Source organism: Brucella sp. NBRC 12950 (genome assembly GCF_030268145.1).
Taxonomy (GTDB): Bacteria; Pseudomonadota; Alphaproteobacteria; order Rhizobiales; family Rhizobiaceae; genus Brucella.
This window is the reverse complement of record NZ_BSQC01000003.1, coordinates 234,233-260,533: the sequence shown is the minus strand read 5'-3', so window position 1 is coordinate 260,533 and position 26,301 is coordinate 234,233. Positions and strand designations below refer to the sequence as shown.

Here is a 26,301-nt window from a genome sequence, read left to right as displayed (position 1 = left end):
TTGCGCAGCTTCTGACACCAACAGGTAGAGCCTCCAATGTACTAAGTGTGGAGAAACTTAGCCCTAATTATGATACGCCTCAACCGAGACCATCCGAAATAAGAGAGAAAGCTGGAGTACAACCAACACTTACTTTGTTTTCTTACGTGATAATATTTTATTAATTTCTCGTAATGGCTTTGTGATTTTCCAAGATCTACTATTCTCAATTTCCAGCAATTTTTCTTCTAGCTGTCCAATATTCGCATTCTTATCTATTATTTCTTTCTCCTTTAGAACACATACTTCCTGGTGGAAACGAATTGTATCTTCACGGGCACTTTCCATTTCGGAAATCTGTTGAGAGAGATATTCTACTTCTGACGATAGTTTGCCCATCCTTGAAACTAGCCTAGCAATATCGGATGATTGATTTTGTGTAGTGTTGTACAAAGCCATCAGTTTATAACACATCGATCCTTCTCTGTAGATGATGTTTGATACGCTTCTCTTGATGTGGCGAATATACTCGTTATCTATTTTATTTGATGCGCGTTCAATAACTTGCAAGAGATATTTCTGAAGATGGTATTTCTCTGAGTGTGCTCGCTTTACAGCCCGAATAGACAATGTTGCCTCTGGATATCCGTATAATAATTCATTCGCAATCTCTTGGGGTAATATCTGGCGACGGCAACACCGTCCAGAAAAGTTATACTCCTCAGCTTCCAAGAAGTTTGCCTCGTTCAGCCAGCCAGGCCCCCCAAACCGGTCATAGATGTATATGGGTGTTTCACAGAGAATAGAGTATTGGACAGACTTACCGATGGCAATAACGGAATCGTATGATGTTATGATCTCGGGTGTTATTCTCTTTTGTTGAAACGGAAGTCCAATGTGATCCACTGTAAGACCCCGCTCTCTTAAAATGGTGGCAGCGCCCGCGACTTCATCGGGCATGTGGTTCGAAATGATTAATGCTCGCCTTAATTCGGGCGCAGATTCGCGAGTTATATCAAATATTTCTGGCGCAGAATTATAAAATACCAAGACCTTATCACCACTTATACCCAAACCGGTCAGTCTTTCTGCCGTTTCGGGACTATTTGCCACGATAATATCCGCTACTTCCGCGATGGCGCCCGGTATTTCTAACGGTTCGTACGGTGATAAACTTGCATTGACGAGAAAAACACTTCTAACGCTTTCTGTTCCGTATTTTGCAAGAAGATATGGCAGCAAGTGGTGCTGTGACCATATGATGTCAAAAGTCTCTGGATTTGGACATTCTTCGATCGCGCCATATTTTAAGCCTACCTCATCCATGTAGCTGCGAATAGGATTATTTATATACGCAGAGTATATACTTACGTCGCAGCCTATTCGGGAGAATACGTCGGCTACTTCGACTGCTACTATTTCAGATCCGCCAAATGCGGAAAGATGATTAGTCAATACAAGTATCTTCATTGCTCTTCCAGTGTCTTTGAAGGTCATGTACTTAACTCTGTCTTCCTTCTTTAAATTACAGTAGGAGATAAAAAAAGAGAAATCACTTTACTTCGAAAAAATCCAAATTCAAAATCACTTGGAATTGCGATCTATTGGAAGTTTAACATCCATTTGTGTTAACGAGTTCTGAGCCGCTGAGGCAGCGTCCGGGATTAATCTTTAAGGCGACGGAACAGGACGCTTCTACGGTGCCTCTCAAGTCGTTATGTCCATATGGCAGCAAAGATAGTACACAAGGTCCCACCAACGGGGTCGACGATCTTAAGTATCTCATCGCTGGTAAAAGAGCATGGGATGGTGGGATAATCCCTCGGAACGAGAATTCACGGCAAGTCTAACCAGTTGCAGGCTAAGACGATCTGCATCTTCAGATCCCTCTAGGCAAAAGGCGAAAAGTTAACAATTATGTCAAAACCGTGTTGCATTTTCTGGTGCGCAGGTTAAACCCAACCGCTTACACTGTACATCCAGTGCAATGCGGGGAATCGATGTCTGCCGAAATGGAACGCCACTTCTTCATTGACCATCTACGGGTGGCGTCGATCATTATGGTGATGATCTCGCATACCGTATATTCGCTTGAGAGTGGTGGAGTATCTGGCGGCATTTTATATTACCTTCACACCACTATTGGTCAATATGGCGTAAGTATATTCATTATAATTTCCGGATTTCTGGCAGCGAACGCTCTATCTAAGTTTTCAACTAGCCAGTTCTACATAAATCGAATCACTGGATTGCTTCCACCGATTTGGGTTGCCTTCGTGTTTTCTGGATGTATAGCTCTAGTTTTCAAACATATTTTCGGCCTCACGACATATTCAAACTTTTTCAAACTAATCACAGACGAGCCTATTAACTTTGGCCATCTATTGGCAACCATCGTAGGATTTGATGGCTATCTCTGGGTTTCCAAGCTCGAAATGCGTGGATATCTCACCGTCGGTGAATGGTTCACCGGCTTCATAATCATTTTCCTTGCTATCGCTCCCCTATGTAGCGCGACCATAAAAAAATTCGGACTTGTAGCTGTAATCGGTGGGTTATGTCTAAGTTTCATTAGCTACCATTCTGATCAGATAAACGGAATCTTTAGTTGGATATCGCCATCCACAAATAAAGCGATGAACCCAGCAACAAGAATTTTCGAGTTCATGTTTGGTATATACTTGTACAATGGATATTCGACCGAACGTTTTCGTCGTTACATTGTTTTAACATCGTGCATTTATGTGGCGACATTAATTGTCATCTACATAATCAACGGATTGAATATAATGACACTAGGTTTTACTGCGTACTTGTTTGCAGCGGCAACTGTTGTCATATACTACGAGATATCCCGCATCTGGCATTCCGAGACCATTAACAAAGCGATTTCTCGTCTGGCCCCTTTTTCTTTTGTGGCGATCCTTATACATCGGCGATTCATGGATACCGCCGTAGGAACAATGCCAATCAAAGAATTCAACGAAATTGGCTACTTCGCGCTGTTCGTTGTAGTCATCTTCTGTAGTTTCAAATCGGCCCAATGGGTTGTGCCGATTTCAAGATTTATATCCTCTCTTCTCAAGAGCACTATACATAAATCTTTCTGCTTCGAAGAGAACAGTGACGTCAAACGCGTACAAACTGTCACATAGATAGAAAAATGGAGGGCCGCATCTTCGGGGCCATTGCAACAATGCAGATGCAAAGAAATTGGAGAAAGTTGTCAGCACAAGCTGCACAAATAGCTGATGGCATTAATGAGCGAACTGGAGATGATAATCTTTAACAGCGTGTTTTTTTCCCTCGCGGTGTTTACACTACTAGCGGGTTTAGTGGGATCTTTACGACCCTCAAAAGAAGTAACGATACCTATCTTGAAGACAATATGAATAAGAATAGGCGGTAAATTTAAGATCCTATTTTTCTAGTTCCGCTCGAATTCACCTATTTGTTTTCCAAAAAAATTGAGTCAGACCTATCATGAACCTTTACTTACCCGACAATGACCCTCTTCTTTCAGAGCTTCGTAATTATTCGCAGTCTACTGTACGCTTTTTCCCACATTCCGGCAATTTGGGCGACGGGCTCATCACATATGCCACCATGCAATTGCTCGACCACTTTGGAATAAACTACACTACACATCGGCAGGATGAGCGGTTTGACGGCGAGATAATCTTCGTCGGCGGCGGCGGCAATATGGTCGAGGGTAGATACGAAGACGTAGCTAAGCTGATTTGGGAACATCGAGAAACTAACCGAGTAATATTACTCCCGCAATCTATTGTCGGATATGATGATATCATAAAGGAAACCCACAACAATCTCACTGTTTTTTGTCGGGAGAAGCTTTCATTCGATCATTGCTCTGCAGCCGGTGGTCGCAATGATCGAATCCATTTATGTCAAGATGCTGCCCTGTACCTCAACTCCAAACATTTCAAACAGGCGAAAGCGGTCGGAAGTGGTCGCCTAAGCGCAATGAGGACAGATGGAGAGTCGCTGGGAGGCGAGCGCGATCAGAACAATATAGACGTATCGCTGGCTTGGAATGGCGATGTTTGGACAACACCTGCGTTCGTAAAAGCCGCTGTTTTGTCGATGGCCGAATTTGTCTCCCAGTACAAGGAAGTTAAAACTGATCGTTTACACGTGGCAATCATGTCAGCTTTGCTTGGCCGAGAAGTCGCTATGCACCCAAACAATTATTTTAAGAACCAAGCCGTGTTCGATCATTCGATTAAAGAACGATTTAATAATGTAGTTTTTGAGGAACGAGAAGCCTCTCCAGCCGGAGCCAGAGCGTTAGCGAAAGCACCGACAATTGATGCCCAAAGCGTTCAAAGAAAACTGGATCGAGAGAGAGATCTGCACAACTCGACCCGGCGAAAATCTAGAATTAAGATACAGCAGCTAACCGATCAGTATAATTCGGACACCAATCTCTTGAAGACAGAATTGTCTTCTTTGAAGAACGATATCCAGCATCTTAAAAGCCAAGCGAATGACAGCGCGCCGCCAGGTAATGCTTTACTAGAGGCTGAGCTTTCTTCGCTTCGTGAAAAATTGAAAGCTTTCCAGTCATCGAAGAGTTGGCGATACACGAAGCTTTTCCGCAAAATTCGTTCATTCTTTTGACATCCACGGTCGTCTATCAAATGTTAACATTAGCAGCAAAACGTCTCCGGTCTCTCCCCATCTTTCAACCGGATTGGTACGTAAAGCAAAACCCTGATATTGTCGGCATAGATCCAGCCATTCATGTTGTTTACCACGGCGCCAAGGAAGGGCGTTGTATTTTCGATCCAATTAAAATTGCGACAAGCATTTCGGGCATACCGGTAACAGAACCTATAAACGGCTTTGGCAAAAGGCTCGGATCGGTAGATGTATACGTCTCCTCCATTGGTAATATCTTCATGGATGAGATTGCCAGAGGGGTCTGTGATGCGATCAATTTATGTAATGTGAAGGTTAATCTCAAGAGCGAATTGGATGGAGATTATTTAAATCCGAAACCCAAAATTGTCGTTGCTCCGCACGAGTTTTTTCTATTAAACGCCGGCCGGGAATACTTCAATCCCACTTTCATGAAGAATTGTATCGCATACAATACTGAACAGCTACAGACCCAGTGGTTTTCCTCGGCTCTTCCAGAAATGCTGAGTTCAGCTGCAATTATAGATATATGCTATCAGAGCGCATCGATTTTTCGTTCGGCGAACATGCGGACGCTCCATTGGGAGCCGGCAATCAAACCAACCACTGTGGACCTTGCTTCTATTGAGGAACATCCTCTTCTCAAGGCGGTGCCAAACATCCACGACAAGGTAGACTGGCAAGACCGCCCCATAGATCTATCGTTTTTTGGCGCGCAAAGCCCTCGGCGTGAAAAGGCTTTTGGTAGAATTGCACCGAGAATCGCTGGCCTTAACTCGTTTATTTATTATAGACGCAGGTCTACCCCTTTGACCTCTGGGTTTGATAGGAGCTTAACTGAAGTAGCTGAAACAATTGCGCAAAAATCCAAGATATATCTCAACATACACCGAGATGTGATGCCATATTTTGAGTGGCATCGAATTGCTCGACAGGGCATCGGAAATGATTGTGTAGTCATCAGTGATCATTGCCTTGAGCATCCTCTCTACAAGCCTGGGATCCACTATATTCAGGTTAATGCTCGTCACGTTGGAGATGCGGTTGACTGGGTTCTAAACGACCACGATGGTCAGCGACGGGCTGCAACCATCCGTAGAGCCAATCGGACTTTGTTGAATAACAACAAGTTCGAGCATTCGAATGCTGAAACCCTTGTGGACTTCATCGCAGAGAACACCGATGCTTAACCGAATTTATCGCTCAAAGTACAATGTGCAATTTGATCATGTTTCTCGCGCGTCAAATGACGACACCATTACCGTTGCAGTGAGTCTTTACAATTACGAAAGAGAGTTGGTGGATTGTCTGGAATCCATTAAAAATCAGACATACCCAAACCTTTCACTTATCATCGTCGACGATTGTTCTCAAAAGGACAATTCGCTTGAGCAGGCCGTTTCGTGGGTAAAATGCAACAGTGAAAAGTTTGTGAGAGCCACTGTTGTTCGTCACGAATTTAATCAGGGACTTGCACAAGCCAGGAACACTGCATTTGCTGTCAGCGATAGCCGCGCGCTATTTATCATGGACGCGGACAACATGATCTATCCACGAGCAATAGAAGTTCTTGCGCCTTGGGTATTAGAGGAAGGATATGCAGCAGCCTACACTCAACTCGAGTTTTTCGGGGATGTGTCAGGACTTGGACACGCCGACTACTGGTCACCTGACTTTTTTCGAGAGAACAATTATGTTGATGCGATGGCACTCATCTCTAGCTCAGCCTGGCAGGCCGTGCGCGGTTATACCCATATGGAAGGTGGCTGGGAAGACTATGACTTCTGGTGCAAGTTCGTGGATAACGGGTTAGAATCTATTTTTGTTCCTCAGATTCTTTGTCGCTACAGAGTACATGGAACTTCCATGTTGAGGACCGACACGGTGAATAATCAGAATGACCTCATCGTAGAAATGCGAATGCGACATCCTTGGCTCACTGTGGGCAGTTGAACGATGTTATGGGAGTGATCTGCCTCCGGCTGGGGGGATGTGTTATAAGTATTACAGCATTAGTTCGGGCATGTGGCGCTGAGCTGGCTGTGCCCATTGGCCGGAGGAAAGAAGCTGCTCCTCGTGTGGCCCTACGGGATAACTCAGTCACCATGGGAATCCCTTATTTTTAATGGGCCCATGGTGTAGACGCTGATGGTCAGGCTGTCCTGAAACGGCGCGTGATGCGCAATCAACTGCTGCAGGTCACCGAGGCTATGCCACTTTGCCTGATCGGGATCGAAGCTTGCACCGGTGCCTTTCACCGGCAGCTGCTTTTGCGGCTCAAGGGCATACTGTGAAGAAAATAGCACCGCAGTATGTGAAGCCGTTTTAAAGGACCAGAAGAATGACGGCAACAATTCTCAGGCACTATGTATTGCCGTTCAACAGCCACATATGCGTTTCCTGCCGAAGAAATAGATCATCCAGCAGGACATTCAGGGCCTCCACAGGGCTCGGCAGAGGTTGGTCAATCATCGTGTCGCCCTAATCTCTCAGATGCGGGCCGTGCTTCAGCACACTGGTGAATAACGAGCCAATCCTTGAGAGGATGCGAATTGCAGGTTGAAGGTTGAAATGGAATGAACGGTCGAACCAGCACATACGGAACCTGTATTCTATAATGGCCGACAAGGTCTTCCATTTGTTGAGGCGTATGCGCGCGGATACCCCATTTGGACGCTTCGAAAATGATGACGCCGTATAGATGTTTGCAATCGACTCGCGTCAGACCGCTTCACCATCAAGCTTGCAAAGGGGAGCAGCCCATAGATGTAAAATGAAGTATTGCTCATTCCATGTTCGCGGAATCGCAAGAATTCGCGATTCGCTAAATCTGCTCTTCTTCATCAAAGAACTCCTCGATCAAAATGCCGAGAAAAGTCTATTTTCGAACCATGTTGATTGCCGGGGCTATTAACAGATGTCCGCGCGGGTAACATAGTCTGTTTTTCCAGGCAAAGCTGGCGCTCGCTGCGACCAGACGCGTGTGTAACTACCCCAGCAATTCGACGTACATGCCATTCAGACTAAACACTGGAAGGGCAACTCCTGGATTCCAGCTTTGCAAGCTAAGCTGGAAGCGGGAGTGATCGATTCGAAAATCGCCTCTTTAATACTACCATCCCGATGAGTAGGGGGCGGATTCATTCTGAAGCAAATATTCAGGGGAAGATCAAATACTGGTCCTTGTTACGCATGTTATTTCTAGTTGACGTCAGGTGGCAGGCATATTATCGCGATTTGGAATGAGTGTATACTGACGAATACTAGAATAGCTTGATTCCGTGGGTTCTATAAAAGGTAATAGCCGACCGGATAAAGACCTTAATGTGCCAAAATCCCTTCTTCGAGGCATGTCCGCCTGAGTGGATTACTTTGACGCTGGGAACATAAGCTGTGTCAGCCAATTTTCGGGATCGTAAAGAAAGATCGAAATCCTCAAAGTATAAAAAGAAATCATCATTGAAACCGTTTAAATCTATAAGTATTCTTGTTCTGAACATCATAAAACATCCGCTTACAATTGGCGAATTCCAGTAAATTTCGTCTTGTGTTTGAGTTTGCATTTCATACCGGGCCAGACGCGAAGAAAAAAGCGTGCGTATTCTAGCAGGTGCAAATCCCCTGAGTATTAAATCAAATACAGCCGGATAACGCTTGCAAAGATACTGTCTTTTTCCATCTGGCCAAGATGCATGGGGGCTTAATAAACCACAATTGTCGTTACTCTTCATAAATGCAAGGGCATTTACTAGAGCATCAGGAGCGAGTTGGATGTCCGGATTGAGTATAAGATGGAATTCTCCCATCTCTTTGTTTGCAAGATTGTGGGCTCTCCCGAAACCGATATTGCCTTGCCCGTAGATCAGTTTGATTGGAAAATCTTGAAATCTGTCTTTCAGGAATAAGAGAACCTCCTCGCTGTCAGAATTATCTATGATAGTGACTGAAAATGATCCAATCGAGAATCCGCTCAGTGCGACCTTCAGACTATTCAGGGTGTTCTCGAGTTCAATAAAATTCGGATTGTACGTGACAATTGAAATTGTCAGCAATGGCTGCTTATTGGTTTGTTGATCCGCGGTTGAAACAGTACTAGTCATTATTTAATGCTCAGTTCACTGGGTAGGGTTAGGTGGGAAATGTATCCCTGTGTTTTCGATGGGTCTGTACGCTGAGTAATTTAGTTATATCTCTGCGTTTATGCAGGTGTTGTCAAAACGAAGCCATCATGTTGGTCAATGATGTATCTACATGAAGGAAGCGAGGGACGTAAGATGATAGGAAGTGAATTCGTATGAAGGGAATTATTCTCGCCGGTGGTAGTGGTACGAGACTGTATCCGCTGACAATTGCGGTTTCTAAGCAGATCTTACCAATCTATGACAAACCTATGATCTATTACCCGCTGAGTGTTCTTATGCTTGCAGGGATTAGAGAAATCCTGGTGATCTCCACTCCGCATGATCTGCCACTTTTCCAAAAGCTGCTTGGCGATGGAAGCGAATTCGGTATCAATTTTTCTTATGCTGAACAAGCACATCCTAACGGATTGGCTGAAGCGTTCATCATTGGTCGAGAATTCATAGGCGATGACAGTGTTGCTATGATCCTTGGTGACAATATCTACTTCGGAGATGGACTTTCAGAGCTATCGAAGCTTTCGTCGACTCCGATGAAAGGCGGCAGGGTTTTCGCTTATCGCGTGGATGATCCGCAGCGCTACGGTGTTGTTGAATTTGACAGTAAGACAGGTCAAGCAATCTCCATTGAGGAAAAACCTGAGAAGCCAAAGTCGCATTGGGCGGTTACAGGTTTATATTTCTACGACAATCAGGTCGTCGACATCGCCCGTTCGATTAAACCCTCTGCTCGAGGTGAGTTAGAGATCACAACCGTCAATAATGTCTACCTGGAACGCGGTGAATTAAACGTTCAGCGGTTCGGACGTGGTTACGCTTGGTTGGATACAGGAACGCATGACAGTCTCCATGAAGCGTCTTCCTTCGTTCAAACCATCGAAAAGCGACAGGGTATCAAGATAGCTTGTCCAGAAGAAATCGGCTTGGATAAAGGCTGGCTCAACAGTGAAGCGGTCTTAGAGCGAGCGGCTAAGCTCGGCAAAACTGAATATGCGGCTTATCTACGTCGGCGTGTTGATGAACTAGGAAAAGATTGATGGAAGTCCGCCCTTTAGCCCTAGACGGTGTTTTTGAGATTGTCCCACGAAAGTTCGGAGATGATCGAGGATTCTTTTCAGAGACCTACAAGGTTTCAGCGCTGGCAGAGGCTGGTATTAATCTCAACTTCGTACAGGACAATCATTCGTTTTCGGCTGCGAAATCGGTGGTCAGAGGCCTGCATTATCAGCTTCCGCCGTTCGCACAGGATAAACTCGTCCGTGTCGTTCGTGGCGCAATTCTCGATGTGGCTGTCGATATCCGTAAAAGCTCACCTACTTTCGGAAAATGGGTTGCATTGGAGGTCTCGGCTGAAAAATGGAACCAGATTTTGGTGCCAAAAGGTTTCGCCCATGGTTTCATGACGCTCGTTGAGAACACTGAAGTTATTTATAAGGTGACTGATTATTATTCTCCCGAGCATGACCGCTCGATCAGATTTGATGACCCGGCTATTGGCATCGAGTGGCCACTTCCGACATCTGGCGTTCAGCTCTCCGATAAAGATCAAAAGGCGCCGCTTCTTGCCGATGCCGAAATATTTGCTTGAGGAAACGATATGAATATTCTCGTTACTGGCGGCGCTGGCTTCATTGGTTCGGCAGTGTGCCGGCATCTAGCATCCGATCCTAAGATTAATGTCGTCAATTTCGATAAACTAACTTATGCGGGCAATCTCGCCTCGTTGCGCCAGATTGAAAATCATCCTAATTACAGCTTCCTTCAGGCTGACATCTGTGATGATACAGGTGTTTTAGAAGCCTTGCGGGCCAATGAAATCGATGTGGTCATGCATTTGGCTGCAGAAAGCCATGTTGATCGTTCCATTGATGGGCCAGGTGCGTTCATTGAAACAAATATTGTCGGTACGTTCCGTCTTTTAAACGCAGCATTGGCTTACTGGCGCGAACTGCCAGAGCCACGCAAATCTGCGTTTCGGTTTCATCACATTTCGACAGATGAAGTGTTTGGCGATTTGCCGTTTGATAGCGGCATTTTCACTGAAGAAACGCCTTATCAGCCTTCTTCGCCATACTCTGCGTCTAAAGCAGCATCAGATCATCTTGTTCGCGCATGGCATGAGACTTATGGACTGCCGGTAGTGCTCACCAACTGTTCGAACAATTATGGACCGTTTCACTTCCCGGAAAAACTGATTCCGCTGGTCATTCTCAATGCACTAGACGAGAAGCCTCTGCCAGTTTACGGCGCAGGTGCGAATGTGCGTGATTGGCTTTATGTCGAAGATCATGCCCGCGCTCTGGCATTAGTTGCGACCACAGGAAAATTGGGTGAAAGTTACAATATCGGAGGTCGTGCGGAGCGCACGAACCTAAACGTCGTGGAAACGATCTGCGCTATTCTTGACAAGAAGCGTCCGCGCGCCAACGGTAAGAGTTACGCCGATCTGATAACTTTTGTAACAGATCGTCCTGGTCACGATCGTCGCTATGCGATTGATGCGTCGAAGATTGAGCGTGACTTGGGCTGGAAACCGCTAGAGACCTTTGAGTCAGGTCTCGAAAAGACTATTCAGTGGTATCTTGATAATGCTTGGTGGTGGCAGCCGATCCGTAGCGGTACCTATGCTGGCCATCGTCTTGGCAGCACGTCAGCTAAAGAGGCTAGGGCATGAAAATCGTAATAACCGGGCGGGAGGGGCAGGTGGTCCAGAGCCTGCTCGAAAAGGCATCGCAATACCCTGGTCTCCAGGTGATTGCGCTCGGCCGTCCGGAGCTTGATCTGACAAAGCCGGACGCAGTACGCGATGCCATTGAGGCGATCAAGCCGGACCTTGTTGTCTCGGCCGCTGCTTATACAGCAGTGGATACGGCTGAAGACGAACCAGAACTTGCCTTTGCAGTGAATGCCGCCGGGGCTGAAGCAGTCGCCGAGGCGGCTAAGACTTGTGGCGTTCCCGTCATCCATCTGTCGACCGATTATGTTTTTGCGGGGGACTCGAGTGAACCGTATGTAGAAACCGATATAACAGGACCTCGCAGCGCATATGGAAGTTCCAAGCTTGAAGGGGAGCGCTTGGTTGGATTAGCCAATCCAAAGCACATAATCTTGCGCACTGCGTGGGTCTATAGCCCCTTTGGCAAGAATTTCGTCAAAACGATGCTCAAACTGGCTGAGACACGCGACGCTCTCTCCGTGGTCTCTGATCAGTGGGGGAACCCAACTAGTGCGCTTGATATCGCCGACGCGATCATCACGGTGGCACAGCATCTGTCGGTAACGCCTGATTTTGCGTCGTACGGTGTGTATCACCTGGTCGGTAGCGGTGACGCCAATTGGAGTGACTTTGCACGCGCCGTTTTCACTGAAAGTGGAAAACGCGGCGGACCGACGGCTACAGTTGCAGACATTGCCACGGCTGATTACCCGACCAAGGCCGTTCGTCCAGCCAATTCGCGTCTTTCGACAACAAAATTCCAAGAGACCTTCCACTGGACAGTGCCTCATTGGCAATCGTCGCTAAGGGACGTCGTCGCCAGGCTTGGCTAGAAATTGCAATGGAAAATCAATAACGTGGCATGCTTCAATGAGTGTTGCCACGTTCCTATTTGAATTGTGCACACTACCCAGGTTTGCTTTTTTAACTGAACTTTGTGGCGACGTGTGAAAAGTCTACTCGATTTCATTGTCAGCACTGGCACGGTTTTCGTGTCCTCCAATATTCCCAAAATCAGTTGTAGAGCCAGCTTTCGTTATGTAGCTTGGCCAAGGTATTAAATTTTCGAAATTGAAGATGTTCGCAGCGGGGTGGCGGAACGTGATAACTCTTGGGGGATCGCAATGTGATGATGATCTTTTTCCGGCAAACCGGCTTGTTCAGGCGGATATCGCACTAGTATTCGGGATGAACTCTCCAGAGCGACCCGCAAATCATGCCATCAATCTGTGGCATCAAGGCTTTGTACGCCGGTTACTTTTTACGGGCGGCTTCAATACTCAGCTAGGTGCTATCGAGGCTGAAGTCATGGCTGACTTGGCTCGCGAGGCTGGCATTCCCGATAAGGCAATCTTGGTTGAGAGCCGCGCCCGTCATACTGATCAGAATGCCGAATTTTCGGCGCAACTTTTACGCCAAGAAACCCCGCCACCCCGATTGCTGCTCGTCACCGTGCACTTTCATCTTCGACGCGCGCGCCTTGCGGTAGCGCGATGGCACGGCCCGAGGGCGACCAGCGGTTGGAGCTGCTATGATAGCCGTCACTATACTGCGGAGAATTGGCGCCAATCTAACCGCGCACGGTCGGATGTGGCAAATGAAGCCGCCAAAATCCAACGGTATTATCTGGTCCCGGAGCCGCAGCTGTGAACGACAGTAGCCCGAGACCCGCTATAGCTAGCGGAGATGATATCCTCTCCCCTTACCCATCTTTAGCTGAAGCACTGATTGTTGGGTGCGAGATGGCGAAGGAGGGCCACTTCCTCAGTATCAAGCCGGACGGGCGACAGGTAAAAATGCTTTGGGGCGAAAGCCTTCTGCGTGCCTGGAGGATCGTCGCCGCGTTAAGGCGCGATGGTGTCACCGCGGGATCCGCGATAGTCTTGCGTTTGCGGGAGGCAGAGGAGATTGTCACTGCTATCCACGCCGGAATTTTAGGCGGGTATGTGATCTTACCAATGTCCGCCCGGCCCGAACAACTTCTACCAGAAGCGGTCACTGCGGAATTTCCGCGGATTGTCGATATCGACGCTGCTGCATTCAATCGATTGACCCAAGGTGATGACGCCAGCTGCAAGTCTCCGTCTACGGGAGCACCGACGGATTTGCGCTTCGGTATTCCAACTTCGGGAACAACCGGTGCGTCTAGGCTCGTTGGCCTTTCGGACAGCGCCTCTTTGGCGCGCTGGTGGCCTCGAGTGCCGAAAGCCAGTCAAGCCAAAGGGTTTTTGTCTTGGACATCCTTCGATCACGTCATGGGCATAGGCCTAGCGATGCCCGATCTTGCCGTCAAAGTCCATCTCGCAACTCAACGGTTTGTTGCAAACCCACTGACATGGCTGGATGCCTTAGTATCAACCGGCGCGACCCATGCCACTACAACGAATTTCGGATTGGACCGGGTAGTCCGTGCCTTAGCTCTCACCCCTGACCGGAGGTGGGATTTGCAGCACATCCAACGTATCGGTATAGGCGCGGAAACCGTTTTGCCTGCAACAGTCGAAGCGGCGTTGCGCGCACTGGTTCCGCTTGGTCTGCGCGAAGATGCATTGATTGCGGGATACGGACTTTCTGAATGTGGCCCTGTTGTCGGAGGCGGCACCTCTTTGTTGCCTGGGCAAAAAGCCAGCGAAGGGGGGCTAGAACTGGACGGGCCAACAGCTGGACATGCTCTGCGCATAACCAATCCTGATGGTGTGGTGTTATCTGAGGGCGCAATTGGCGCAATCGAGGTTCGTGGTGTAACCATGACCTCAGGCTATATTGGCGATCCCGACGCAAATTCCCAGCTTTTCACTGCCGACCATTGGCTCAGAACAGGAGATTTAGGGAAGCTCCGCCTGGGAAAATTAACGGTAACAGGGCGCGAAAAGGAACTTGTCGTTGTAAATGCTAAGAAATATTCATGCCAGGAGATAGAAGCTCAACTACTTACAATTCCGGGCTGTTCAGAGATTTATGCGGCTCCCTTATCTCCCGAGTTTACCTTGTCCTCGGGCGCGAGATGCGGAATTTTCATTGTTTGCACCGTTTGTCCTGATCCTGAAAGGGTCGCAAAAGACGTCGCACTCACCATGGCCAAGGCTTTCAATTTCGTTCCCGCGCGGGTTTCACTTATAAGTCCCGACCAAGTGCCCCGAACAGCCTTGGGGAAAATACGCCGACTGCATCTGCCTGATCTGTCGAGCCCCAATATCGCTTATCGAAGCCAAGCCAAAACCAGCACGCTGGATGAGTTTGGAGCCCTCTTAGGTATATGGCGGGAAATTCTAAAGCTTGAAGGGGATTTTGATGCTGACGAGGACTTTTTCCTTCTAGGAGGAGACTCGTTGATGGCGCTGGACCTGATCGTTGAAGTCGAGCGTGTCTATAACACAAGCCTCAATCTCCAAGATTTTGCTGAAACCTTAAGTTTGCGAAATGTCTCGCTGTATTTAAACGGCGTCAATGTCGGCTATACCCCTTCGCCCGACCCTTGGCTTGAGAAGATGCAAAATCTGATGCAGTCCTGGCCGGGAAAACCAGGCTTGGAGGGTGGGCTAATTCGTCGACTGAGCGGCGGCGAAACTCTCTCGAAAGGCGCTAATCTCTTCTGGTGCGCGCAGACCCCTATCGAAGCTGAAAATCTCCAAGAGACGCTTGGTACAAAGGTTAATAGTTTCATACTGCGCTCGGGCGCGTATTTATTTCATTACGACACAATACAATCGCAGGCTGCCGCTGAACATTATGCTAATGAAATTCAAAGACTTGCGCCTCACGGTCCGCTCATTCTCGGTGGTAACTGCCAAGGCGCCACGATGATGAACGAGATTATCCCGCTCCTGCAAAGGGCGGGCCGAGAGATTTGTCTTTTCATCATAGCCGACACCGATTTTCCGCGACTGAGTAAAGACGAGGCGTTTGGCATGCCAGTGGCCTTGATTGCCATGAGTGGAAGCCGCTTCAACCCTCAGCGCTGGTTCAAAGACCCAGTTGTCGGTCTGAGGAAAATCGCACCCAAGGGACTAAAGTTGTCGATTTTGCCCGGCCGTTATAGCGAGACTTGGCAAAAGCCATATAATGAATCGGCGGCCGATTTAGTATTTGAAGCAATAGAGTGGAGCAAATTGGTACCTGAGTCCGAGGGACTGCCAGCTCCCTTGCCCCTGAAAAGTGGGTTTTATAACCGTACGATTACATCGTCTCAGGAAAACCTGAAGCTAATTGCGGGCCAGGACTACGATCTAAAACTGGAATTGACCAATACGGGCAACTCAGTCTGGGCGCCTTATCAGAAAAGCGGGCTGGCTGTCGGCAATCACTGGCTTTCGACGGCTGGGGAGATATTGATCTGGTCAGATGGTCGCGAGCCCTTACGCGGTCCTTTGGAACCTGGAGAAAAAATCGCTATTACACTTAGTATCAGAGTACCCAACACCATAGGGTCCACCATTATAGAAGTGGATCTGGTCGAGGAAGGGGTTCGTTGGTTCGGTGAAGTTAATGCTCCACCACTGCAGATTCCTGTCTTGGTGGAAGCTCCTGCGAAATATACCCCGTGGTGGCGAGCTCTCTTGCCTTTCCCACTGGCACAGCGCATCCGAAATAATGGATAGCTAACCTGAGCGCAAAATGCCGTAAGTGAGGCTGTCTGATTACGTTTGCTTGCTGCAAAAGAAAGGCGAAGACTTCAGCCCTGTCTTAAACCCGAGACGCTTACGAGGGATTACGCTGAGATGGAAGCGCTGCTACCGCAACCGGATATGAACGATAGGTTCGCAGCAATGAAGGTCGCGCATTGTTCCCCTGTAGCGAAACGAGCAGAGGGAAATCATTTCAGGTTGGACAGGTACTGCAGGATACGCCGTCTCCGTACCATTGAGATCGATTATTTTTGAAGTGTGGGGCTTCTGCGCCCCCTATTTCAGGGCGCAAGCAGGCTCGAGGTTTAAAATAAATAATTGTTAATTCGTTAATTGTCTATTTCCGCAATTTATACAGATACTTCCTGATGAATGTTGGCAATATTGAGTGATAAAAACGTTTGATTTGACTGTTGAACCTCTCAATCTCTGTAACTTTTTCAACCAAAGTCTGTAACGATTGATTAGTCGCATTCAATTGCAAAACTGCTTGCTCCGCACTCGCTTGTCCAATTCTCGCCATGCTCTCATAATTTTGCAGAGCATCAGATATAGCATCGAAGCGAGAGACCAAGAGAGCTTGATCATTACCCTTCTGGATCATTCCTAGCTCTGTAGCAATATTGAACCATTTCCGCTCAGGTATTGTTACTGAAAGTTCTTCAATCCACCTTGAGTTATCCAATGCGTAATCATTGTTTGCAGATTTTAAATGATCATCGATCGCTTGTTGATATACAACGAGATAAGCTTCGGTGTATTTATCAAGGCCCACAACTGAGCGGAAATATTCAGATACTCGAAAAGCATCTTCTGAATTATATGCGCCAATTGCTTCTATTAAATTTTCTACGTTTGTCTGTTGGGATAGTAAACCTACCCCTAAGTTCCAATCGCGCCAATTATTCATATTTTCGCAAGTCAATAAACCTGCGAAGCCGCGAGCGTCGCACACAACAACCGCGCAGCCAACCGAAGCAGCTTCAATTGCCATTCTGGCGGTCGCAAACACAACGTCGTACCTGATTAGTTCTTTTTCAATTTCATCGGAAACTCTTCCAGTTGCTGGACCTAGTTCATCCAGATCAATATTCATTTTTAAGCAAGCTTCACGTACGACCTTTTGATGATGATGATTTTTAGTCAACATAAGGCCACGCACAGGCTTCGTGGGAAGAACGCTGCGTGGGATGAACCGTGTTAAATCGACTGCATTATGGATGACGCTTAGTTTCTGTTCTGGAACGCCACATGCAATGCTCTTCCGTCTACACGCCTCGTCGACGGCAACCCATCTCTTAATTTGAGGGTGAACAATAGGTGCTTCCACCATAAAAACTGAACTGTGACACGTAAAGACAACGGGAACGTTGGGGAACCGAGCCATCGCAATTAAAGTCGGCGTTACATGGTGCGCATGAATTACGTCTGGCATTTCTTTGATGTCAGCAATTCTGTCGTAGACTTGGAAGCCTTGGGTTCTCATACGTTCGGCTAATTCCCCGATCCGAGGGGCGTACAAGAGGACTTCGTGACCCGCTCTGCGCAAGCCAACTGCGGTCAAAGCTGAGACAGTCTCAGTGCCCGAATTGGTCGAAATAAACATATTCGTTATCAAAATTCGCACGTCTTGTTATCCTCCAATTCCTAGCAATATTGTGATACATGAAGATGATAAAAGCGATAGAGGTCTAGATGCTTCAGGGCGACCATAATATTCTGATTTTAGCCCATCCGGGACATGAGCTGAGAATTCATCACTGGCTAGAGATAAACACGCCCACAGTCTATTTGCTGACGGATGGTTCGGGCGGTCAGATGGCTTCAAGGGTTCATTTTTCAAAGGACCTGATAGATCGATGTGGTGCAAGGTCTGGTGCTGTTTTTGGCGAGATTTCAGATAAGGACTGGTATGCGTCGATAATGGCAGGTAAAAATGATCTTCTCGCAAAAACCATTCAAACCATCGTTGATGATGCTCCCAAAAACTGTAGGGTTCAAATTGTTGCTGATGCTTTGGACGGCTATAACCCGATGCACGATATGGCATGGTTTATCGGCAAAATTGTCCATCATCGAATTGCGCAACACGCAACGGCCTTGCCATTTCTCGCTTCAGCAGCAACAACGAATGTGCAAGGCAGTGTTGAAGTTTCTCTTCAGTTGAACGCAGAAGCGCGTGCAAGAAAAACTATGTCTGTCAAAAGCTATACGCCATTAGCTGAAGAAGCTCGAAGAATACTAGAACAAGATCCGCTGGCATTTGACGAAGAAAGATTGATATCACAGTCCTTTGATTGGAAAGCTGAATATAACCCCCTTTGGGAGAAGATTGGCAGACAGCGAGTCAATGATGGTATCTATTCGGATTGCCTAACTTTTCAACAACACGTAAGGCCACTTCTTAAAGACCTTGTTCCTGACGAATAAATATCCACATAGTTGATAGTGAATATCTGCCACCTAAGCCTGATCCTCAGATAGGATGCGCGGCAAGGAAAGATGCGCCATTCTCCTCTTCAAGCGAGATGAGCAGATAGAGATCATATCCGTTCGGGCATAGAGAAGTGCCGCCCAAACCCGCGCAGTCGACCAAACTGCTTCTGAGCAGCTCGAAACCTCAGTCCGCGCTATTTTGGAAACGTTTTCCGTTGTTCTATATTTTTGCTTGACGTCAGGTACCAGTTTTAGATTATGGTAACGTTACCATATTCCGTACGCGGACAGTATTTCACCGATCTTGGACTGCGATTCGTACTTTATCGTTCTCATCTAGATTACCGCTGCGACTGCTGAGGAAAATCATTCATGGCCGATACATGCGGTTATCCGAAAATATCGAGCAGTGATGATCTCAACCGCCGATGATTCCACAATCTGTTGATCCTTGTTTGCAAAGTTCAACAATAAACGTACTTTTAATCCGATTCACTCGTTATTAAGCCGTAAGATATCGGCATAAAGGCCCTCAATGCAGAATATGACGATCCCTACCGTTACTCAGGATCCCGTTGTTCGTGTTCCGGGTGACGATAGTGACCAAATTCCGCAGGATGGCAAACAAGTTCGTATCGAGGCGGTAGCGAAGCTCGCCGGGGTGTCGGCGATCACAGTTTCGCGCGCATTGAACAAGCCGGAAGTCGTTGCAGAGAGTACCCGCGTCAAAGTTGCTGAAGCTGTTCGAGCGACGGGATTTAGCCTTAATCCTCACGCGAGCGCTCTGCGTTCCGGCCGTTCAAATGTTGTGGCTGTGTTTATTTCCTCCATGGCAAGTGAACAGTTTCTGCAAGCTGCCGGCGCATTTTCGGACGTGGTGGAGGCGCTAGGGTTTGAGGTCGTTTTGGCCCGTACTTCTTACTCCTACGAGCGAGAGGTGCGATTAACGCGCAGCTTGTCGCAAATCCGACCGGCCGGAGCATTCATCACTGGCATGCTTGAACAGGAACTCAATCGGGATTTGTTTCGTCGCCTTAAAATCCCGATCGTCGAAAGTTGGGCTTATTGTGATACGCCGATTGATATGCTAGTCGGAATTTCAAATACCGATGGCGTTACCGCAATGGTCCAGTATTTGGCTGAGCGCGGTTATCGGCGTCCCGCTTTCATCGGACGTGCTTATGGTCGCGGACATATTCGGCATGTTGCATTTCAAAATGAATGCGCCCGGCTTGGGCTTGAGGCCGCGGGCTCCATACTTCTACCGACGGTTCGCTCAAAAGAAGACGGGCGAGTTGCTTTGTCTGAATTGTTACGCCAGCACAAACCGGATGCCGTCTTTTGCGCAAATGACCTTTTGGCTTGTGGTGCTTTGCTTGAAGCAAAAGCTCGCGGACTAAGAGTGCCTGAAGATATCGCTATTTCAGGCTTTGGAGATAGTGCATTGATGCAGGAATTGCCTCCTGGAATTACAACGGTCGCTGTAGACTCAATACATCTGGGTCGTTTGGCTGGGGAAATGCTCGCCGCGAGACTGATGAAGACAGGACCGCAAAAAGATAGAGTGCTCCTGCCGCTCACCTTGATCCAGCGAGGATCATGCTGATTACGGTTTTTTTTCCTTTTGATGAAGCAGGTCAGAGATCTGCATGTGAATGTAGCGCACATCGTGAGAAAGCCTCGATAAGCCGGGGGTGACCGAATTCTAAACCGGTCAGCCGGCTGGGACGAGAAAAAAATCAAGTATCGAATGTTAACGTTGTCATAAATGCGAGATATATGCCATGATGAAATATGCCGGAATTGATCGGGACGCTGTAATCTTTCTCCTGTCGCGGTTTATTGAAATTCCCTCGATCAACCCAGCGTTTCGCACCGAGAATGATGGAGAAGCTTCTCATTTCGGAGAACAGGCACTGGCTGAAGCTTTGCACGAATGGTTTATGGCCGCCAATGTCGATTGTTCGATTGATGAAGTGACACCGGGACGGCCAAATCTAATCGCACGGGTAAAAGGGCGAAGCGCCGCAAAGAGGATGCTCTGGGAGGGACACCTGGACACAGTTCAAGTGTCCGGCATGACAAATCCCTTCGTTCCTAGGATAGAGGGCAACAGGATATTCGGTCGCGGTGCCGTGGATGATGGGGCAAGCGTCGTCGCCTTTATGCTTGCGATGCGTGCATTAAATGCAATGCCGCCGCAGGCGGATGTCGATTTCCTCGCGGCGATGGACGAGGAGTTCAGTTATCAAGGGATTCTGCACTATCTTTCGCAAGAAAAGCGTTATGACTTTGGAGTTGCGGGAGAGCCGACTTCACTCAGGGTGGTCAGAGCCTGCAAGGGCACGGTGCGATGGTGGGTGGAGATCGAGGGTCGGAATGCCCATACAGGAAAGCCTGAAGAAGGGATCAACGGCATAACAATTGCCCGGCGGATTCTGGACCTCTATGATCTTGAAATGAGCCGTCGGACGCTTGTGCATCCATTGCTTGGTGCAGCAACATTGACCTGTACGGCAATTGAGGCCGGGATTGGGCCCAACACGGTTCCTGCGGTTTGTCGATTGCGCTTTGATTATCGATATTTACCAACAGAGTTGGGAATGGAAGTTCACGGTGCGTTCAAGGTCATTGCCGAAGCAGTAATGGCAGAATACCCTGATGCAATCGTGAGCGTTGAAGCACCATTTGTTGATTCTTCAGCGATGGATATCGCCCACACAAGCGATATTGTTGCGCACATGAGCAGAGTTTGCGAGCGTCATCACGTCGACCCGGAACCTATCGGCGTGCCTTATGGTTCAGATGCGACAAAAATGGTCAATAATGCAGCCATTCCAACAGTCATTTTCGGGCCCGGAAGCATCGATCAGGCGCACGCAATTGATGAGTTTGCTGAAATCGATCCGATAATAAAAGCTGCAAAAATGCTTGTTGATCTGGCTCATGACCTGGAGATACCGCTTTGATTGCGATGGGTACGAGGTCGTATCTCCATCTATTTCCACGCCGTAAGTTCGGCGCCAGTCTATCGTCTGGCGTCAAATGTCTGGATGAGACAGGGGAAAGCCATTCTTCGCAGATCGTTGCTTGAAGCAAGATCAGGATATGCAAATCAACGCGCGGCCCCGAAATGGGCCTCGCGCCGACTAATTAACAAGAGCATCCCAGACATTAAAATTTTTCGCTGAGTGAACCGAGAATTAGAATACACCCAGCGCTAGTTTGTCGTGGCGAAATCGCGGCGCGCCATCTTGAAGCGTATATAGCGTCCATGACCTCGGCATATTATGGCAAGACGTCAGGCAGGCAAACCGGCGCCACAGACTGTAACGGTAATCTTTTCCTCGGCTCGCGGTATATAAGCGCCTGACAAAATTGCGGCGACTGCCGCTGCCCCTGCAGGATCGGCCGCAATGCCCATTTCAAACCACAGCCACTGTGCGGCCTGGGCCATATGATCGTCCTCGATCAAAACGTATTCATCGACCACCTTCGAAAGCTGCGCGAAAAGCCTGTCATCCGTGCGGCGGCATGACATTGTGGGAATTGCGCTTTTAATTTCGGGAAGCGTGATCACTTCGCCAGCGAGGGCTGAATCGTGCAATGTGGGTGAGCCAAAAGGTTCGACCACAACGACCTTGATGGCAGGCCTTAAAGCTTTCAGCGCCGTTCCCGCCCCGGTGACAAAGCCGCCACCGCCCGCAGCGATAATCACCGTTTCGGTGTCCGGTCGATCCTCCAATATCTCAAGTGCTATTGTCCCTTGACCCGCGACAACAAAAGGGTCCGCAAAAGGATGAACATAAGTGGCTTTATTGTTCTCGGCGAATTCAAGGGCAAGCTGATTGCAGTGATCGAAGTCGGCACCGCCGATAACGGTACTTGCGCCCCATGCCTGCATTTTCGCTACTTTTTCTGCAGCCACCGATTCGGGTAAGAAAATAGTCGCGGGCACCTTTGCAATAAAGCCACAACGTGTGACTGCCAGACCATGATTTCCGCCTGAGGCGGCGACAAGTCCCTGCGCACGCACGTCTGGGGCAAGCGACATGACCCGATTTGCCGCCCCTCTCGCTTTAAAGGAACCGGAAACTTGGAGACATTCAAGCTTCAGGGAAAGCTCTCCGCGTGTGATCGGTGATTTTATATGGTTGGAAGCAATTAAAGGTGTCCGGCGAACATAAGGTTTTATACGCTGGGCTGCTGCTTGGATATCATCCAAAGAAATCATAGGCTTATCCCTTGCACTCAAGATTTTTTTACTTCGCGTCCATGAATCTGCTTGACGATGCGGAATGATTACGTCCAGACTATGGTAACGTTATCATTGACGCTTTCAAAGCAGTTTTTGCGTCAGGAGTGAAGATGATGCGATGCGGAGGGAAGCATGTGCCAATGACACAAGATCTGATGAGTGGAACAGTTCGCGGATACCCGACCGATCTTGACGCGATGCCCGCCTGCAAGATCGGAGGACTGGATATCGATCCTCGCAACGGATCAGCGTCGCTTCCGCTTCTGACTTTGGATCCTTCAGCATGGGATCAGAACTGTGATGCAATGTTTACTTACGCTCGAGCAGTCGGCGCAAAAATAGCACCGCATGCCAAAACGCCGATGTCACCAGAACTGGCGCGCGATTTAATTAAGCGTGGAGCCATTGCGTTGACGGTAGCAGATACCCGTCAGGCTAAAGTCATGCTTGAGAACGGCCTAGACCGCCTGATTCTTGCAAATCAGATCGGAGGAAAAGCCAGCGGAGCGAGGCTCGGCCGACTGTTGGCCCAATATCCGTCGGCGGAAGTTACTCTTTATGTCGATAGTCTTGCTTCATTGGCAACTGCTGGCGAAGTCGCAACTCATGCCGGACGTGCAATCGATTTTCTGATCGAAGTGGGTGGTGGAAGAGCAGGGTCCAGAACGATTGAAACCGTATCCGCCATACTGGATGGATTGGCAGGGTTCCCAAATCTTCGGGCGGCTGGTATTGCCGCATATGAAGGAGCGTCTGTAACTGACGATCCGCAGGAGACGCGACGCACGATTGCCGCGCTTCATGCGCTCGCCTCTGCGGCTTTCTCGCGCCTGCGTACCTTTCTACCGAATGATCGCCTTACGCTTTCTTCGGGTGGATCAAGCTTTTTCGATCTGGTCGTCGAGGATCTCGCCCCTCTCGTCAAAGCAGATGGAAATGCCGATCTGGTTTTGCGCTCTGGTGCCATCTTCTTTTGTGATCACGGCGTCTACGCGCGAAGATTGGCTGATCTGGACCGCCGCAACGGCTTTGAACCGGCAGGCATTGGGCTAGCAAGCAAGGCTTTTAAGCCAGCACTTCTCGTCTATGCTGAAGTCCTTTCGCGCCCCGAGCCAGAACTTGCAATCTGCGGTATGGGAATGAGAGATGTTTCCTTTGATCAGGGGCTTCCTGTCCCGGTGTCCTGTTATCGTGACGGGAAAGCCATGGATATGCCCGAGTGGCCGGAAGTAATTAAGCTAAATGACCAGCATGCCTTTCTAAAAATCCCTGCGACCGCTGACCTGTTCGTCGGCGACATAATTGGCTTCGGCATATCGCATCCTTGTACAGCGCTTGACCGGTGGTCGTGGATATTTGTCACTAATTCTGAAGGCAAGGTAACTAACGCCTTGCCGACATATTTCGGGTAGGTCGATGTCTTCTTTGAACTTTCGTCCCCTATGGCGTTACGAGGATAATCTCATCGAAGGTGTTTATGTCACCTTGAAGCTTGCTCTCATGGCCGGCGCAGTGGGGCTTATACTCGGCCTCGTCTTTGCGCTTTTGATGGGGCGGGGTAATCGTCATGTTGGCCTTGCGATCCGCGCCTACATCGAGGTAATCCGTAATACGCCACCGGTATTGCAGATATTTATCATTTTTTTCGTCATGCCCCAAATAGGTCTGCGCTTGCCGCCATTTGAGGCGGCGGTTGTAGCGTTGACGCTCTATTTTGCGGCGTTTGTCACGGAAATTGTGCGTTCAGGTTTGAATTCGATCCCCAAGGCACAGATTGAAGCAGGCCATTGCTTAGGGCTGTCAAATTTGCAGGTGTTCCTCCATGTCGTGCTTCTGCCGGCATTACGTAACATCTATCCCTCGCTTACCAGCCAGTTCATCCTCCTGTTATTGGGAACATCAATCGCGTCGTTCATTTCGACCGAGGAATTGTTCCACACTGCAGCTTTCGTCGAAAGTCGCACCTTCCGTAGCTTTGAAGTTTACGCGCTTATCTCATGTATCTACGTGGCGATGGTCGTCGCGTTCCGTCTGCTCTTTTTCGTTTTCGGAAAGCTCGCTTTCCGTTGGCCCGTAACACGATAGGAGAAAACAATGCGTCCATTGGGCATGGTTGACGTGATCTCCTTTGCCACCGCGTTCCAGTACACCATCTTGTTGGTGCTACTTGCTTTGGTCATCGGCGGTCCGCTTGCACTGCTTTTTGCAATGATGCGTGTATCGCGGATAACGCCTCTACGTTGGTTCGCTGCGCTGATCCTCCAACTGATGCAAGGCGTTCCGCTGCTGGCACTGCTTATGTTTGTTTATTTTGGCCTGCCAGTCTTTCTCGGGGTGCGGCTGCCCCCGCTCATGGCGGTTACAGCAGCGTTTACGGTCTATACTGCTGTCTTTCTGGGCGAGATCTGGCGAGGCGGAATTGAGGCTGTTAAAAAAACTCAGTGGGAGGCTGCGGCTTGTTTGGGGCTTAGTGGATGGCAACAATTCGTGCATGTTATCGCCCCCCAAGCGCTCAAGATCGCGCTGCCGGCCAGCGTTGGATTTCTGGTTCAGCTCATCAAGGGAACTTCGCTCGCTGCTGTCGTTGGCTTTATTGAACTAACACGCGCGGGACAACTATCGGCAGCAGCAACGCTGCAACCGCTGCCTGTCTATATCACCATCGCTGCGATTTACTTCGCTATCTGTTCCCCGCTGACTTATTTGTCGCGCAAATTGGAGACACGTCTGCATGGCGCTCGTTGAAATAAAGAACCTGCGGAAATCATTTGGCACTCTAGAAGTTCTCAAAGATGTGACGCTAGTTGTCGACAAAGGCGATATTGTTGCACTTATCGGTCGTTCCGGTTCGGGAAAGTCCACATTACTGCGGTGCATAAACGGGCTCGAGGAAACGCAGGGCGGTTCGATAACAGTGGCTGGACAAGCCATCAGTGCCCGAATGGAAGGTCTCAAAGAATACCGCCAACGGGTCGGAATTGTTTTTCAGCAATTCAATTTGTTCCCTCACATGAACGTATTGAAGAATATAACGCTGGCACCAATTCTGACAGGCAAGGTTGCCAAGCCGGAGGCGCGCGCTCTCGCAGAGGCATGTCTGACCAAGGTCGGCTTACTGGAAAAGATCGAAGCATGGCCCGAGCAGCTTTCCGGCGGGCAGCAGCAGCGCGTCGCCATCGCACGCTGTCTCGCGATGGCGCCAGAGTTGATGCTGTTTGATGAAGTGACTTCTGCACTTGACCCTGAGCTTGTGGGAGAAGTGCTCAAGGTGATGGAAGATATGGCGCATCAGGGCATGACCATGGTTTTGGTCACGCACGAAATGACGTTTGCCCGCAATGTCGCAAACAAGGTGGTTTTCATGCACGAAGGCCGGATTTGGGAAGAGGGTCATCCCGCAGATTTGTTTGGAAACCCACAAACACCTGAACTGCAGGCCTTCATACGGCGATCACAAAACTAATCCAACTAAAAAAGGGAGAACCA

The 26,301-nt window shown here is 48.6% G+C and carries 22 protein-coding genes; 17 read left to right on the top strand and 5 right to left on the bottom strand.

Annotated elements, in window-relative coordinates; translation table 11 throughout:
• Nucleotides 1-129 precede the first annotated feature (129 nt).
• Nucleotides 130-1,476, bottom strand: coding sequence for a glycosyltransferase family protein (locus QSJ70_RS06630; protein WP_285535219.1), 1,347 nt, complete (start codon nucleotides 1,474-1,476; stop codon nucleotides 130-132).
• A gap of 503 nt (nucleotides 1,477-1,979) precedes the next feature.
• Between QSJ70_RS06630 and QSJ70_RS06625 the strand changes: the two genes are divergently transcribed.
• The 4 genes from QSJ70_RS06625 to QSJ70_RS06610 all read left to right on the top strand — a co-directional run bounded on the left by QSJ70_RS06625 (nucleotide 1,980) and on the right by QSJ70_RS06610 (nucleotide 6,594).
• Nucleotides 1,980-3,134 carry an acyltransferase family protein gene (locus QSJ70_RS06625; RefSeq protein ID WP_285535217.1) on the top strand — a complete coding sequence of 385 codons (1,155 nt, stop codon included), beginning with the start codon at nucleotides 1,980-1,982 and terminating at the stop codon, nucleotides 3,132-3,134.
• A gap of 328 nt (nucleotides 3,135-3,462) precedes the next feature.
• Nucleotides 3,463-4,620 carry a polysaccharide pyruvyl transferase family protein gene (locus QSJ70_RS06620; protein WP_285535215.1) on the top strand — a complete coding sequence of 386 codons (1,158 nt, stop codon included), beginning with the start codon at nucleotides 3,463-3,465 and terminating at the stop codon, nucleotides 4,618-4,620.
• A gap of 20 nt (nucleotides 4,621-4,640) precedes the next feature.
• Complete coding sequence (locus tag QSJ70_RS06615; RefSeq protein ID WP_215777974.1) at nucleotides 4,641-5,831, top strand: CgeB family protein; 1,191 nt, start codon at nucleotides 4,641-4,643, stop codon at nucleotides 5,829-5,831.
• Nucleotides 5,824-6,594, top strand: coding sequence for a glycosyltransferase family 2 protein (locus QSJ70_RS06610; RefSeq protein WP_215777976.1), 771 nt, complete (start codon nucleotides 5,824-5,826; stop codon nucleotides 6,592-6,594). Before QSJ70_RS06615 ends, QSJ70_RS06610 begins: the two co-directional genes overlap by 8 nt.
• Before the next feature lie 143 nt (nucleotides 6,595-6,737).
• Here QSJ70_RS06610 and QSJ70_RS06605 read toward each other — a convergent pair whose 3' ends face one another.
• Both QSJ70_RS06605 and QSJ70_RS06600 read right to left on the bottom strand, forming a co-directional pair.
• Complete coding sequence (locus tag QSJ70_RS06605) at nucleotides 6,738-6,992, bottom strand: hypothetical protein (protein WP_215777978.1); 255 nt, start codon at nucleotides 6,990-6,992, stop codon at nucleotides 6,738-6,740.
• A 912-nt stretch (nucleotides 6,993-7,904) separates the two neighbouring features.
• On the bottom strand, nucleotides 7,905-8,741 hold the full coding sequence (locus QSJ70_RS06600) for a glycosyltransferase family 2 protein (RefSeq protein WP_285535214.1): 837 nt from the start codon (nucleotides 8,739-8,741) through the stop codon (nucleotides 7,905-7,907).
• Nucleotides 8,742-8,935: 194 nt separating this feature from the next.
• Here QSJ70_RS06600 and rfbA point away from each other — a divergent pair, with 194 nt between their 5' ends.
• The 6 genes from rfbA (at nucleotide 8,936) to QSJ70_RS06570 (ending at nucleotide 16,094) form a co-directional block, all read left to right on the top strand.
• The gene (rfbA, locus tag QSJ70_RS06595) at nucleotides 8,936-9,817 is read left to right on the top strand and encodes a glucose-1-phosphate thymidylyltransferase RfbA (protein WP_285535213.1); all 882 of its coding nucleotides are present in this window, start codon (nucleotides 8,936-8,938) and stop codon (nucleotides 9,815-9,817) included.
• Nucleotides 9,817-10,368 (top strand): dTDP-4-dehydrorhamnose 3,5-epimerase, encoded by a 552-nt coding sequence (gene rfbC / locus QSJ70_RS06590; RefSeq protein WP_285535212.1) that lies wholly within the window; start codon nucleotides 9,817-9,819, stop codon nucleotides 10,366-10,368. Before rfbA ends, rfbC begins: the two co-directional genes overlap by 1 nt.
• A gap of 9 nt (nucleotides 10,369-10,377) precedes the next feature.
• Nucleotides 10,378-11,454: a dTDP-glucose 4,6-dehydratase gene (rfbB, locus tag QSJ70_RS06585; protein ID WP_285535211.1), complete on the top strand. Its 1,077-nt coding sequence runs from the start codon at nucleotides 10,378-10,380 to the stop codon at nucleotides 11,452-11,454.
• Complete coding sequence (gene rfbD, locus QSJ70_RS06580) at nucleotides 11,451-12,329, top strand: dTDP-4-dehydrorhamnose reductase (protein WP_285535210.1); 879 nt, start codon at nucleotides 11,451-11,453, stop codon at nucleotides 12,327-12,329. Before rfbB ends, rfbD begins: the two co-directional genes overlap by 4 nt.
• Nucleotides 12,330-12,597: 268 nt before the next feature.
• Nucleotides 12,598-13,146, top strand: coding sequence for a YdcF family protein (locus tag QSJ70_RS06575; protein WP_285535209.1), 549 nt, complete (start codon nucleotides 12,598-12,600; stop codon nucleotides 13,144-13,146).
• A gap of 92 nt (nucleotides 13,147-13,238) precedes the next feature.
• Entirely contained in the window at nucleotides 13,239-16,094 is a 2,856-nt protein-coding gene (locus QSJ70_RS06570) for an AMP-binding protein (RefSeq protein ID WP_285535208.1), read from the top strand.
• A 364-nt stretch (nucleotides 16,095-16,458) separates the two neighbouring features.
• Here QSJ70_RS06570 and QSJ70_RS06565 read toward each other — a convergent pair whose 3' ends face one another.
• Entirely contained in the window at nucleotides 16,459-17,727 is a 1,269-nt protein-coding gene (locus QSJ70_RS06565; protein WP_285535207.1) for a glycosyltransferase, read from the bottom strand.
• 89 nt (nucleotides 17,728-17,816) lie between these two features.
• Between QSJ70_RS06565 and QSJ70_RS06560 the strand changes: the two genes are divergently transcribed.
• The 3 genes from QSJ70_RS06560 to QSJ70_RS06550 all read left to right on the top strand — a co-directional run bounded on the left by QSJ70_RS06560 (nucleotide 17,817) and on the right by QSJ70_RS06550 (nucleotide 21,526).
• Nucleotides 17,817-18,551 carry a hypothetical protein gene (locus tag QSJ70_RS06560; protein WP_285535206.1) on the top strand — a complete coding sequence of 245 codons (735 nt, stop codon included), beginning with the start codon at nucleotides 17,817-17,819 and terminating at the stop codon, nucleotides 18,549-18,551.
• A 541-nt stretch (nucleotides 18,552-19,092) separates the two neighbouring features.
• Complete coding sequence (locus QSJ70_RS06555) at nucleotides 19,093-20,163, top strand: LacI family DNA-binding transcriptional regulator (protein WP_215777996.1); 1,071 nt, start codon at nucleotides 19,093-19,095, stop codon at nucleotides 20,161-20,163.
• 178 nt (nucleotides 20,164-20,341) lie between these two features.
• Nucleotides 20,342-21,526, top strand: a complete 1,185-nt coding sequence (locus QSJ70_RS06550) for a M20 family metallopeptidase (RefSeq protein WP_285535205.1) — start codon at nucleotides 20,342-20,344, stop codon at nucleotides 21,524-21,526.
• Between the two features lie 332 nt (nucleotides 21,527-21,858).
• Here the strand turns inward: QSJ70_RS06550 and QSJ70_RS06545 are convergent, their stop codons facing one another.
• On the bottom strand, nucleotides 21,859-22,791 hold the full coding sequence (locus QSJ70_RS06545; RefSeq protein ID WP_285535204.1) for a threonine ammonia-lyase: 933 nt from the start codon (nucleotides 22,789-22,791) through the stop codon (nucleotides 21,859-21,861).
• Between the two features lie 164 nt (nucleotides 22,792-22,955).
• Here QSJ70_RS06545 and QSJ70_RS06540 point away from each other — a divergent pair, with 164 nt between their 5' ends.
• From QSJ70_RS06540 to QSJ70_RS06525, 4 genes are read left to right on the top strand one after another with little or no spacing between them, the layout of a single operon-like run.
• Complete coding sequence (locus QSJ70_RS06540) at nucleotides 22,956-24,227, top strand: alanine racemase (RefSeq protein WP_285535203.1); 1,272 nt, start codon at nucleotides 22,956-22,958, stop codon at nucleotides 24,225-24,227.
• A 4-nt stretch (nucleotides 24,228-24,231) separates the two neighbouring features.
• On the top strand, nucleotides 24,232-24,900 hold the full coding sequence (locus QSJ70_RS06535) for an amino acid ABC transporter permease (protein WP_252349092.1): 669 nt from the start codon (nucleotides 24,232-24,234) through the stop codon (nucleotides 24,898-24,900).
• Nucleotides 24,901-24,909: 9 nt separating this feature from the next.
• Nucleotides 24,910-25,560: an amino acid ABC transporter permease gene (locus tag QSJ70_RS06530; protein WP_215778004.1), complete on the top strand. Its 651-nt coding sequence runs from the start codon at nucleotides 24,910-24,912 to the stop codon at nucleotides 25,558-25,560.
• Nucleotides 25,547-26,278 (top strand): amino acid ABC transporter ATP-binding protein, encoded by a 732-nt coding sequence (locus tag QSJ70_RS06525; RefSeq protein WP_285535202.1) that lies wholly within the window; start codon nucleotides 25,547-25,549, stop codon nucleotides 26,276-26,278. Before QSJ70_RS06530 ends, QSJ70_RS06525 begins: the two co-directional genes overlap by 14 nt.
• Nucleotides 26,279-26,301: the final 23 nt, after the last annotated feature.